Raw genomic sequence first — 12,461 nt, 5'->3', positions numbered from 1 at the left:
ATAATTGAGAGGCTAGGACTTTTGTCCCAGCCTCGAATCAAACAACGGCTCTCTTCTTATAGGGATATGGTATAATATAGCTTGTTTAATAAAGGAAAGAGGCAGTATATGTCAAAATTTAAACGCATGCACTTAGTTGTGCTTGATTCAGTTGGGATCGGTGCTGCACCAGATGCCAATAACTTTGTCAATGCAGGTGTTCCAGATGGAGCATCTGATACTTTGGGCCACATCTCTAAAACCGTCGGTTTGAATGTACCAAACATGGCCAAAATCGGTCTTGGAAATATTCCTCGTGAAGTACCATTGAAGACTGTGCCAGCTGAAAGCAACCCAACTGGTTATGCGACAAAATTGCAAGAAGTTTCTCTTGGGAAAGACACCATGACTGGTCACTGGGAAATCATGGGGCTCAACATTACAGAACCTTTTGATACCTTCTGGAATGGTTTCCCTGAAGAAATTTTGACTAAAATTGAAGAATTCTCAGGACGTAAGGTCATCCGTGAAGCCAACAAACCTTATTCTGGTACAGCGGTCATCGATGATTTTGGACCACGTCAAATGGAAACTGGTGAGTTGATCATTTATACATCAGCAGACCCTGTGCTTCAAATTGCGGCTCACGAAGATATCATTCCTTTGGATGAGTTGTACCGTATCTGTGAATACGCTCGTTCCATCACTTTGGAACGTCCAGCTCTTCTTGGTCGAATCATTGCGCGTCCTTATGTTGGGGAACCTGGAAACTTCACACGGACAGCCAACCGTCGTGACTTGGCTGTTTCACCATTTGCGCCAACTGTTTTGGACAAGTTGAACGAAGCAGGTATCGATACTTATGCAGTTGGTAAGATCAACGATATCTTCAACGGAGCTGGTATCAACCACGATATGGGCCACAACAAATCAAACAGCCATGGTATGGATACCTTGATTAAGACCATGGGGCTTCCTGAATTCCAAGAAGGGTTCTCATTTACCAACTTGGTAGACTTTGATGCTCTTTACGGTCACCGTCGCAATGCTCACGGCTACCGCGATTGCTTGCACGAATTTGACGAACGCTTGCCAGAAATCATTGCAGCGATGCGTGAAGATGACCTCTTGATGATCACTGCAGACCACGGGAATGACCCAACCTATGCTGGTACAGACCATACGCGTGAATACATCCCATTCTTGGCTTATAGCCCATCCTTCAAGGGCAATGGTGTGATTCCAGTCGGTCATTTCTCTGATATCTCTGCAACGATTGCAGAGAACTTTGGTGTTGAAAAAGCCATGATCGGTGAAAGCTTCTTAGACAAATTGAACTAAGATGACACGCTTCGCTCTCCTCGTAAGAGGGATCAATGTTGGCGGCAAAAACAAGGTCGTGATGGCAGAACTTCGAGAAGAGCTTCAAACGATCGGGCTGGATGGGGTAGAGACCTACATCAATAGTGGCAATATCTTCTTTGAATCTGCTGGTTCTAAAGCAGAATTGGTGGATTTGCTGGGACATTTCTTTTGTGATCACTACCCCTTTATCCAGTCTTTTTCTCTCTTTTCAGCTGAGGACTATGCGCAAGAACTCGCTGCTCTACCAGCCTGGTGGCAGGAGGATCTGGCCCGCAAGGATGTTCTCTTTTACACAGAAGGCCTCGATCAGGATGCTGTCTGGGAGCTGGTCTCTTCTTTTTCGCTCGGTGATGAAATCATCCATCGTGGGAATCTAGGGATATACTGGGGCAAATACTCAGAAGAGACCTATACAAAGACCGCTTACCACAGACAAGTCCTCAAGATGCCGGATTACCGTCTTTTGACCATTCGCAATGCCAATACATTTGACAAAATTGGTACATTACTTAAGAAATAAAAGGAGATACACAATGACATTGTTAGCAAAAATCAATGAAACAGCTGCTTTCTTGAAGGGCAAAGGAATGGAAGCGCCTGAGTTTGGCTTGATCCTTGGCTCAGGTTTGGGTGAACTGGCTGAAGAAATCGAAAATCCAGTTGTAGTAGACTACTCTGAGATTCCAAACTGGGGTCGTTCGACAGTTGTTGGCCACGCTGGTAAATTGGTTTATGGTGATCTTGCTGGACGTAAAGTCTTAGCTCTTCAAGGTCGTTTCCACTTCTACGAAGGAAACCCATTGGAAGTGGTGACTTTCCCAGTTCGTGTCATGAAAGTGTTGGGATGTGAAGGGGTTCTTGTCACCAACGCTGCTGGAGGTATTGGCTTTGGTCCTGGTACCTTGATGGCTATTACTGACCATATCAACATGACTGGTCAAAACCCATTGATCGGTGAAAACTTGGATGGCTTTGGTCCACGTTTCCCTGATATGTCGAAAGCTTACACTCCTGAATACCGCGAGACTGCTCATAAAGTAGCTGACAAATTGGGCATTAAACTAGATGATGGGGTTTATATCGGTGTGACAGGTCCTACTTATGAAACTCCAGCTGAAATCCGTGCGTTTAAGACTCTTGGTGCAGATGCTGTTGGTATGTCAACGGTTCCTGAAGTCATCATTGCGGCTCACTCTGGTTTGAAAGTTCTTGGTATTTCATGTATTACCAACTTTGCGGCTGGTTTCCAAGAAGAGCTTAACCACGAAGAAGTAGTGGAAGTGACGGAGCGCGTCAAAGACGACTTCAAAGGCTTGCTGAAAGCGATTCTTGCTGAATTGTAAGAACTATGAAAGCAAGACTCCAAAGCCTGCTTTACGGACTGAGGTTGCTTCTAGCCACTCTATCATTGGGAATAGGAACGGGTCTGGTCGGAATTGCCTGTCATTATCTACTAGAAGGTGTGCAAGGACTGGCCTTTGGCCAAGATAAGGGGGACTTACTTCAGCATTTTCATCACGCTGGAGGTTTCCGTAGATTCCTTGTCCTAGGTGTGACAGGGGTCTTGGCAGCAGGTTTCTGGTATATTCTGCAACGGCGCTATAAAATTCTCTCCATTCGTAGGCAAATTGACCTAGCTGGAGATAGGGAGCCAGCGTTCTTAGCCCACCTCCTTCATGCAGGGATGCAGGTTGCGATTGTTGGGGCAGGTGCATCGGTCGGAAAAGAAGGAGCCCCACGAGAGGTCGGGACTCTTCTAGCTGGTCGATTGGGCAAAGCCTTCTCCTTGGCAATCAAAGAGCGAAAAATTTTAATCGCCTGTGGGGCAGGAGCTGGATTGGCCGCAGTCTATCAGGTTCCCTTTGCTAGTGGCTTGTTCGTCTTTGAGACCTTAGGACTCGCCTACAGTTGGCAGAACCTTCTGCTGGTTTTGTCCAGTACTTATTTGGCGACTTGGGTGGCCCAGCCAATCGTTTGGCACGGTTCTATTTATCACATGTCACTAGTCCATTGGTCAGCTAGCAGTTTCTTGCAGGCGATTCTGATTGCTTTATTGGTTACTCCATTTGCGCTAGGCTTTCGATCTTTAGCTAAACGCGCAGGTCGCAAACGACGGAAGGATGGAACAATTCTTTGGGCTCTTCCTCTAGCCTTTCTTGTGCTGGGGAGCCTGGCAGTCTTTTTCCCAATCTTTATGGGAAATGGCCAGGTACTGGCCCAGATCTTGTTGTCTAGTCAGTCGATTCCCTATCTTCCATTGACTCTTGCAGTGAAGGGGCTTTTAGTCTATCTCCTCTTGCGTAATGGTGCCTATGGGGGAACCTTGACGCCATCATTTGCCTTAGGAATAGGGTCTGGCTACTTAGTGACTTTATTGATGACAGTCGTTGGCATTCATTTAGATCCTGCTCTCGGGATGCTACTTGGTGCGACCGTCTTTTTAGGAACGACCCTACAAGCTCCTTTGACAGCTATTGCCCTGAGCCTTGGATTTACAGGGCAGTCTTTAAGTTTGACAATCCCGCTTGTACTTGCAACAGGTGTGTCTTACGTGATTCGAAAGAGATGGGAGAAGAAATGATGAAGGTACATTTTGTACTGCATGAAACTTTTGAAGTGCCGGGCGCTTATCTAAAATGGGCACAGGAGCGTGGTCATCAAGTGACCACGACCAAAGTCTATGAGAACGAAGCATTACCTGATACAGTGGATGAGATTGATTTTTTGATCGTAATGGGAGGACCTCAATCGCCAGATGAAGATCGAGAAGCTTTTCCATACTACGATCCTCAGGCAGAGATCGACCTGATTCAAAAAGCCATCAAGGCTGATCGTTATATTGTTGGGGTCTGTCTTGGTGCCCAGCTCCTGTCTGTTGCTTATGGCGCGAAGTATGAGCACAGTCCGGAACGTGAGATTGGGGTTTATCCTGTGACCTTGACGCCTGAAGGACTCACAGATCCGCATGTCGGTGAGTTTGGAGAAACTCTTGAAACTGGTCACTGGCATGGTGATATGCCAGGATTGACAGAAGATGCTGTTGTTCTTGCGACCAGTCAAGGGTGTCCACGTCAGATGATTCGCTTCAGTCCTAAACATTATGCCTTCCAAGCCCACTTGGAATTTGATCCAGAAGCAGTTGATCTCTTGATTGCTGCGGACGGTGAAGAGGTTATAGAAGAACAAAGTCAAAAATTGACCTTTGTTCAAAAACCTGAAGCCATTCGTGCTTACGATTATCGAGAAATGAATGCCAAACTTTTTGAGTTTTTGGATTCATTAACAAAATAAATAAAAAAGAAAGGTAGAGCATGTGTTCTGATTTGAACACGAGCGGAAAGCTCGGAAAATAGATAATCTGACTGAGAAATCAGGATTTCTCGTCAGATTCCTAATTTTCAGTCGCTTTCTGGTCGCTCTTTGTATCATAAACTATGTCTATCCATATTGCTGCTAAGCAGGGTGAAATTGCTGATAAAATTCTTCTTCCTGGGGATCCTCTTCGTGCGAAATTTATCGCTGAGAACTTCCTTGAAGACGCTGTTTGCTTCAACGAAGTTCGTAACATGTTTGGTTACACAGGAACTTATAAAGGTCACCGTGTATCTGTCATGGGAACTGGAATGGGGATGCCATCCATCTCCATCTATGCGCGTGAATTGATTGTCGACTACGGTGTGAAGAAATTGATCCGTGTGGGAACGGCTGGTTCTTTGAACGAGGATGTCCATGTTCGTGAATTGGTCTTGGCGCAAGCTGCCGCAACCAACTCAAACATCATCCGCAACGACTGGCCTCAATACGATTTCCCACAAATCGCTAGCTTTGATCTTTTAGACAAGGCTTACCATATTGCCAAAGATCTTGGTATGACCACTCACGTCGGCAATGTCTTGTCATCAGATGTCTTCTATTCAAACTATGGTGAAAAGAACATCGAGCTTGGTAAATGGGGTGTGAAAGCTGTAGAAATGGAAGCAGCAGCTCTTTACTATCTTGCTGCTCAACACCATGTGGATGCGCTTGCTATCATGACTATTTCAGACAGTTTGGTTAATCCTGATGAGGACACAACTGCTGAAGAACGTCAAAATACTTTCACAGACATGATGAAAGTTGGTCTTGAGACTTTGATTGCAGACTAATGGCAAAATTCTTTCATGATGAATGGCTCTACGATCTCCAAAATTATCACTACAGCCGGGCTCTGCGCTCTATCAAGCAGCAGGAAGAAGTACCGGATTTGTTGGTGAGCTTACTGCAGTTAATGGCGGAGCGTCGTGAGCTTAATATCCAACCCGTCATGAATCAAAAGTTGAGAACCGAGTTGCTAGAGGCGACTGGTTTTCAGCTTTTTTGGCATGAAGATCCAGAAGATGAGCAGTTGGCTAACTACCTCTATGACTTAGAGGCGAAGTTGCGAAATGAGCAGATTATTGACTTTGTTCGTGCCGTCAGCCCAGCCATCTATCGGATCTTTATGCGATTGATTCAGTTGAAAATTCCTGATATTACCAACTATATTCATAACTCCAAAGAATCCAGTTATGACCGTTGGAAGTTTGAGAGCCTGCATGCGTCAGAAAACCCTATCCTGCAGCAATTTCACAGTGAAAGTGTGGTCAATTCGTCCAGTTTGACGGAGTTGATTGTGCAGTTGGATTTGCCAGATACCGTCAAAGTTGCGGCCCAGCAATTGCGGGAGTTAGAAAAATCAGTTCGCAACCCCCTGGCCCACTTGATCAAGCCCTTTGATGAGGAAGAGCTCCATTGGACGACGGGTTTCTCTTCTCAGGATTTTATGAAGAATTTGATTGACCTTGCAAGCTACACAGGCATCCATTATGATCAAGTTAACTTTTATTTTGATCAGGCCAATGCTGTCATGGAAGAGCTACTAAAGGAGAAGTAGATGGATAAGATTGCTCAACTACAGGAGATGATTGATCAGAGTCAACGGATCGTGTTTTTCGGAGGGGCAGGAGTTTCCACGGAGTCAAATATTCCAGATTTTCGAAGTTCAGACGGTGTCTATAGTGTTCAGGTGGGGCGGCATTTGACAGCTGAGCAATTGGTCTCCCATACCATGTTTGAGCGCTATCCTGAGGACTTTTTCGACTTTTACAAGAAGTACTTGCTCTACCCTGATGCCAAGCCCAATGCTGCCCATCGGTATCTGGCTTGGCTGGAAGAGACTGGTAAGCTCATGGCAGTGGTGACGCAAAATATTGACAGTCTCCATGAAATGGCTGGTTCTAAAAACGTTTTGAAGCTCCATGGTAGTGCTGATCGCAATTACTGTACGGGTTGCCAGCGTTTTTATGATTTGGAAGCTTTTTTAGCTTTGGAAGGCCCGGTTCCACACTGTCTGGACTGTGGCAAGGTGGTCAAGCCTGATGTAACTCTTTATGAGGAACCTCTCGATATGGACGTCTTTAGTCAAGCTGCCCAAGCCATCCAAGAGGCTGATTTGCTGATTATTGGTGGTACCTCTCTTGTGGTCTACCCAGCAGCCAGTTTGATTCAGTATTTCCGAGGGAAGAAGCTGGTTGTCATCAATAAAACCAGTATCCCACAAGATAAGCAAGCAGACCTAGTTATCGAAGGAAAAATTGGCCAAGTATTTTCACAATTAAGACAATAAAAAATATCTGAGTGAAGATGAACACTCAGATATTTTTTATTTTTCAAACTTCACTTCCTCAAGCAAGTACTCGATGAATTTTTCTCCCATTTTTGAGAGGGCTGTTTTTTCATGTTTGATGTAGACCAGCTCGATCGGGTCTTCGATATCAAGGGGAATGGAGACGATGTTATTCCCGTTGAGATTGCTGTTGAGAATCCCGGTCGCAATGGTGTAGCCATCCAGACCAATCAAGAGATTAAAGAGGGTCGCCCGGTCACTGACGACGATGGATTTCTTATGATGCTCTTGAGAGAGGATCTCTTCTGAGAAGTAGAAGGAGTTGTGGGTCCCTTGGTCATAGCTAAGGTATGGGAAATCTTCCAGATCTGACAAGTGAACGATCTCTTTCTTGGCAAGAGGATTGGTCTTGCTGACAAAGATATGAGGTTGTGCTGTAAAGAGGTGGGTGGCAATCAGGTGATTATCATCTAGCATCTTAGAGAGGACATCTCGGTTGTAGCTATTCAAAAAGAGTACGCCAACCTCGCTTCGGAAATTCTTGACGTCATCGATGATCTCCCAAGTACGCGTCTCCCGTAGGAAGAGCTCGTATTTTTCCATGTCGCTTTTCTTCAATAGAGAAACAAAGGCCTCAACCACGAAGGCATAGTGCTGTGAAGAGACACTGAAAAGCTCACGAGAGCCTACAGGATTTTTATAGCGCTCGGACAAGAGGTCAATCTGCTCCACCACCTGGCGGGCATAAGAGAGGAATTCCATCCCATCACGAGTCAAAGTGATCCCTTTAGGATTCCGGATAAAGATTTCAATCCCCATCTCATTTTCCAAGTCCTTAACAGCATTGGAAAGGCTAGGTTGCGTGATGAAGAGTTGTTTTGCGGCCTCATTCATAGAGCCGGTTTCGACGATTTTGATAATGTATTGTAATTGTTGTATTCTCATGCTTTTATTTTAACATAAAAGAGCGCGTTTTTCCCGTAAAATGTGGTCTTTCAAGGACTGTATCAGAGAATAAGACAGGCTGAGGGAGGTAATAGGAAGTAGGCTAGATCAAATATTTAAAAAATAGAAAATTGGAAACAAAATCTCCATCTGGGGACTGATTTTGATGGAAAAATACAGTTTTGCCTTGATTAAGGGGTGAGCTGATTGATAGAATGGTTAAAAATTGATTGAGGAGATCATATGAAAAAACTAGTGTCCTGGTATAAGAAAAAGGATAAGGAATTGGAATCCCATTTCACAGCCGGTCTGTTACAGATCAATTTTGTGACCAATGCTCTGATTCTATTGGCCTTTTACATCTATTTGGTCATTAGTCAGTCGATCTATGCTCTATCGGATCCATTTATCCAATTTAGTTTTTGGGAGATCATTGCCTTTACCATGAAGATCTTGCCCTACGGTTTGACCCTGGCCCTCTTTGTCCCCAATATTTTTGTCATCATTTATGGGATTGGTCGGTGGTCTAGCCTCCAGTTCAAAGAAGCAGAGGAAGAAGCTCTCAAAGATCCGGATCTATTTGAGGAAAGAGGAGCAAAGGAAGGAGAAGGGACAAGAGAAGATGACGCATTTCTTACGAAGGAAAAGCAGGAATCACCTAATCCTAAGCCTGTCAAAAAGAAAAAGCAACAGCCTACCATTGTTCTTTGGTTTGGTCTCTTTGGTTGCTTTCTCGAAGCGATTTTCATTTTCATCGTCAAGGATATGACCTTTTACGATTGGAGTGAGAGTTTGATCAATTCTCAGAAGCATGCTTTGATCTGGTCTGGCGCCTATCCGACCTTCTTCACACTGGCAGCTCTTACTTTACTAGCCTTGATCATTTATTCCTACCGGGATGCGAATTCACTTTCGCCGTTAGCAAATGTCTTCTGCATCAGTGGCATTCTAGGAGGTGTGGTTCTTCTCTTAGTTTTCGATAATCAACTGCAGGTAGCAAGTTTTCACACCTTTTTCTTATTGATCTATTCCATCCATCTATTATGGGTTCGCATCAAGGAGTGGCAGGAAGATCGAACAGAGATAAGCTATGAGAATCGTCTGCTTCAATGGTTCCACCAGCTCTTAAATCAGTCGCGTAACTGGCCATGGCTAGCGGTCCTTGTTGCCCTTCCGACTCTTGCCCTTGTTGTCCTTATTCTCATGCTCTTTGGGCAACAACCGGATTCCATGATCAAGGCCTGGACCAATACAGCTGACTGGGCCTTCTCACAGAAGATCCCTCCTCAGAATCTCATCATTGATGAGCACTATCTCTGTACGGTTGCGGCTGGTGGGCATGAAAAAGTTGTCAAGCCACAGCGGATGGGCGTCCGCCACGGTCATCCAGTCGTTGTCAATCGCCAGCTCTGTATCGCCAATGCCTTTGAACAGGTACTAGAAGAAAAGGCGCCGCGATTCCATCGCTTCTTGCGTCGCAATTACGACCGTTATGGCTATCCCTTTGCCAAACATATCAAGAAGAAATGGGCTATGGACCTGATCTATTACCTGATGAAACCTTTGGAATGGCTCTTTTTACTGGTTCTTTATCTAGTTGATCGCAAGCCTGAGAACCGAATCGCCATGCAATACATCAAACCGATCCCAGAAGATTTTGACCCCCGTAAAGTTTCCTGAGTTACTGATTTTACTTGACAAGCGAGAAGGAGCGCGATATAATGAGACAAATTTAACCTTTAAGAGGTCCAGAGAGGCCTGCAAGGAAAGACAGAAATAAGATCAGCAGACGGAGTCTAGCTGATCATTTGTAGGGCCTTGCTTTTGCGAGGTCTTTTTTGCTGGAAGAAAGAAGAGGAAATCAATGGTCAGTGACAGTTGTAAAAAACGCTTTGGCAGAATCATGATGGAAGAGATGGAGCTCGTCGCTCAAGAAGAAATCGCACCCCGCATCTATTCTATGATCTTGAAGGGGGAAATGGTGGCGCAGATGCTGCCAGGTCAATTCCTTCATATCCGCGTCCCTGATGGGGCCAAGCTCCTTCGCCGTCCGATTTCAATTTCTGAGATTGATCCTGAGACACAGACGTGTCGCTTGATCTACCGCATCGAAGGTGGGGGGACAGCTATCTTTTCCCAATTGCCAATCGGTAGCAAACTCAGCGTCATGGGGCCACAGGGAAATGGCTTTGATCTTACCAATCTCGGCCAAGGTCAGAAAGCCTTGATCATCGGTGGCGGTATCGGTGTTCCTCCTTTGGTCCAAGTGGCCAAACAACTCCATGAGCAAGGGGTAGAAGTTGAAGTGGTTGTCGGCTTTGCGACCAAAGAAGCCGTCATTTTGGAAGAAGAGCTTTCTCAGGTTGCTCATGTCACTGTAACGACAGACGATGGGACTTATGGCACTAAAGGCTATGTCTCAACAATTGTTGATTCGATGGACCAGGAGTTTGACGCTATCTATTCTTGTGGAGCACCTGGCATGCTCAAATATGTCAATACCAAATTCCATGACCATCCTCGCGCCTATATTTCTATGGAATCGCGTATGGCTTGTGGGATGGGTGCTTGCTATGCCTGTGTAGTGCATCTGGAAAATGAAAGTCAGGCAGCTAATAAGCGCGTGTGTGAAGACGGACCGGTCTTTGAAACCGGTACGATTGTGATGTAGGAGGACCTTATGACAGCAAATCGACTAGCCGTATCCTTACCTGGTTTAGACTTGAAAAACCCGATTATTCCGGCATCTGGCTGTTTTGGCTTTGGTCAAGAATATGCCAAATACTATGACTTAGACCTGCTTGGATCCATCATGATCAAGGCGACAACTGCTGAGGCTCGCTTCGGAAATCCGACTCCACGAGTTGCTGAGACGCCTGCCGGCATGCTCAATGCTATTGGTCTCCAAAATCCAGGCGTAGACGTGGTCCTAGCAGAGAAACTCCCTTGGTTGGCTCAACATTATCCAGATCTACCGATTATTGCCAATGTAGCTGGCTTCTCCAATGAAGAGTATGCAACGGTATCAGGCAAGATCTCGAAAGCGCCAAATGTCAAAGCAATTGAGCTCAATATCTCTTGTCCAAACGTAGACCATGGGAACAACGGTCTTTTAATCGGGCAAGTTCCTGAATTGGCCTATGCGGCTGTGAAAGCAGCGGTAGAAGCATCCTCCGTCCCTGTCTATGTCAAATTAACACCAAGTGTAGCAGACATCACGCAGGTCGCAAAAGCAGTAGAAGATGCAGGGGCGACCGGCTTAACCATGATCAATACCTTGGTTGGGATGCGCTTTGACCTCAAGACTGGTAAGCCTATCATTGCTAATGGAACCGGAGGCATGTCGGGTCCAGCTGTTTTCCCAGTTGCTTTGAAACTCATCCGCCAGGTTGCCCAATCCACTAAACTTCCGATTATCGGAATGGGAGGTGTGGATTCAGCAGAAGCAGCCATTGAAATGATGATTGCAGGAGCCTCTGCGATTGGAGTTGGAACCGCTAATTTCACCGATCCTTATGCTTGTCCAACCATCATCGAAGATCTGCCACAGGTCATGGATCGCTATGGTATTGACACCCTTGAGAACTTCCGAAAACATGTACGGGAAAATCTACTGTAAATCCTTGACTTTTCCCAAATATCGTACTACAATAAATAAAAACCTTTAAAGCAGTCCAGAGAGGCTCCTAAGGTCTAGACGGTGAATCATGGTAGTTGTTCCTACCTAATTTTCGTGTAACCTTGCCTCGTGCAAGGTTTTTTTGTAGACAAAATGATCAATCAAAAAAGGAGTAATCCATGCGTGAAGAACGTCCTATTATCGCCCTTGACTTCCCAGCTTTCGAGGATGTCAAAAACTTTTTAGAGCATTTTCCAGAAGACGAAAAATTATTTGTAAAAATCGGAATGGAATTTTTCTATGCAGTTGGTCCTGAAATTGTACATTACCTCAAAGGGCTTGGACACAGCATTTTCCTTGATTTAAAATTGCATGATATCCCAAATACAGTCAAATCAGCCATGTCCGTACTGGGGACCTTCGGAGTAGATATGGTGACAGTTCACGCAGCTGGTGGTGTAGAGATGATGCGCGAAGCCAAGGCAGCTCTTGGTGAAGGAGCTAAATTGGTAGCCGTGACCCAGTTGACTTCTACCAGTGAAGAAGACATGCGTGATTGCCAAAACATCCAAACAACGGTCCAAGAGTCTGTAGTTAATTATGCTCGCAAGGCCCAAGAAGCAGGCTTGGATGGCGTTGTCTGTTCAGCCCATGAAGTAGCCTTGATCAAGGATGCCACTTCATCAGACTTTGTCTGTGTCACACCAGGGATTCGTCCTGCTGGAGCTGAAATCGGCGACCAAAAACGGGTCATGACCCCACAAGAAGCTCATAAAATTGGATCTGACTATATTGTCGTTGGACGCCCAATCATCCAAGCAGAAAACCCATGGGACGCTTACCATGAAATTAAGAGACAGTGGAATAGTTAAGAACGTCTAAGAAGCTATGCTTCAAGACGTTCTACGG

The 12,461-nt window shown here is 45.3% G+C and carries 13 protein-coding genes; 12 read left to right on the top strand and 1 reads right to left on the bottom strand.

Translation table 11 applies throughout. From position 1 onward, the window contains the following. Positions 1-108 precede the first annotated feature (108 nt). From HMPREF2832_RS04025 to HMPREF2832_RS03990, 8 genes are all read left to right on the top strand, one after another. Positions 109-1,320: a phosphopentomutase gene (locus HMPREF2832_RS04025; protein ID WP_003003757.1), complete on the top strand. Its 1,212-nt coding sequence runs from the start codon at positions 109-111 to the stop codon at positions 1,318-1,320. Position 1,321: 1 nt separating this feature from the next. Beyond that, positions 1,322-1,864 (top strand): DUF1697 domain-containing protein, encoded by a 543-nt coding sequence (locus tag HMPREF2832_RS04020; protein WP_031575768.1) that lies wholly within the window; start codon positions 1,322-1,324, stop codon positions 1,862-1,864. 13 nt (positions 1,865-1,877) lie between these two features. After that, a complete protein-coding gene (locus HMPREF2832_RS04015) occupies positions 1,878-2,687 on the top strand; it encodes a purine-nucleoside phosphorylase (protein ID WP_031575771.1) in 810 nt (269 codons plus the stop codon). A gap of 5 nt (positions 2,688-2,692) precedes the next feature. Continuing rightward, complete coding sequence (locus HMPREF2832_RS04010) at positions 2,693-3,925, top strand: chloride channel protein (RefSeq protein ID WP_186823065.1); 1,233 nt, start codon at positions 2,693-2,695, stop codon at positions 3,923-3,925. After that, positions 3,922-4,635 carry a type 1 glutamine amidotransferase gene (locus HMPREF2832_RS04005; protein ID WP_070505931.1) on the top strand — a complete coding sequence of 238 codons (714 nt, stop codon included), beginning with the start codon at positions 3,922-3,924 and terminating at the stop codon, positions 4,633-4,635. The genes HMPREF2832_RS04010 and HMPREF2832_RS04005 overlap by 4 nt, the downstream gene beginning before the upstream one ends. Positions 4,636-4,778: 143 nt before the next feature. Further along, positions 4,779-5,489, top strand: a complete 711-nt coding sequence (deoD, locus tag HMPREF2832_RS04000; RefSeq protein ID WP_003007097.1) for a purine-nucleoside phosphorylase — start codon at positions 4,779-4,781, stop codon at positions 5,487-5,489. Then, positions 5,489-6,256: a hypothetical protein gene (locus HMPREF2832_RS03995; protein ID WP_070505626.1), complete on the top strand. Its 768-nt coding sequence runs from the start codon at positions 5,489-5,491 to the stop codon at positions 6,254-6,256. Before deoD ends, HMPREF2832_RS03995 begins: the two co-directional genes overlap by 1 nt. After that, on the top strand, positions 6,257-6,988 hold the full coding sequence (locus HMPREF2832_RS03990) for an NAD-dependent protein deacylase (protein ID WP_070505624.1): 732 nt from the start codon (positions 6,257-6,259) through the stop codon (positions 6,986-6,988). A gap of 36 nt (positions 6,989-7,024) precedes the next feature. On the opposite strand, the gene HMPREF2832_RS03985 is transcribed toward HMPREF2832_RS03990, so the two are convergent. Continuing rightward, positions 7,025-7,933 carry a LysR family transcriptional regulator gene (locus tag HMPREF2832_RS03985; RefSeq protein WP_049485765.1) on the bottom strand — a complete coding sequence of 303 codons (909 nt, stop codon included), beginning with the start codon at positions 7,931-7,933 and terminating at the stop codon, positions 7,025-7,027. 243 nt (positions 7,934-8,176) lie between these two features. Here HMPREF2832_RS03985 and HMPREF2832_RS03980 point away from each other — a divergent pair, with 243 nt between their 5' ends. The 4 genes from HMPREF2832_RS03980 to pyrF all read left to right on the top strand — a co-directional run bounded on the left by HMPREF2832_RS03980 (position 8,177) and on the right by pyrF (position 12,424). Beyond that, entirely contained in the window at positions 8,177-9,613 is a 1,437-nt protein-coding gene (locus HMPREF2832_RS03980) for a DUF6688 domain-containing protein (protein WP_070505623.1), read from the top strand. 184 nt (positions 9,614-9,797) lie between these two features. Next, on the top strand, positions 9,798-10,604 hold the full coding sequence (locus HMPREF2832_RS03975; RefSeq protein ID WP_070505621.1) for a dihydroorotate dehydrogenase electron transfer subunit: 807 nt from the start codon (positions 9,798-9,800) through the stop codon (positions 10,602-10,604). A 9-nt stretch (positions 10,605-10,613) separates the two neighbouring features. Then, positions 10,614-11,552, top strand: a complete 939-nt coding sequence (locus HMPREF2832_RS03970) for a dihydroorotate dehydrogenase (protein ID WP_049483142.1) — start codon at positions 10,614-10,616, stop codon at positions 11,550-11,552. Between the two features lie 179 nt (positions 11,553-11,731). Then, on the top strand, positions 11,732-12,424 hold the full coding sequence (gene pyrF, locus HMPREF2832_RS03965) for an orotidine-5'-phosphate decarboxylase (protein WP_013903499.1): 693 nt from the start codon (positions 11,732-11,734) through the stop codon (positions 12,422-12,424). The last annotated feature ends 37 nt before the right edge of the window (positions 12,425-12,461 follow it).

The sequence above is a fragment of the Streptococcus sp. HMSC073D05 genome (assembly GCF_001812015.1).
GTDB classification, from domain to species: domain Bacteria; phylum Bacillota; class Bacilli; order Lactobacillales; family Streptococcaceae; genus Streptococcus; species Streptococcus parasanguinis_D.
Note: the sequence above shows the minus strand (reverse complement) of the source record. Positions and strands in the feature narration are given on the sequence as shown.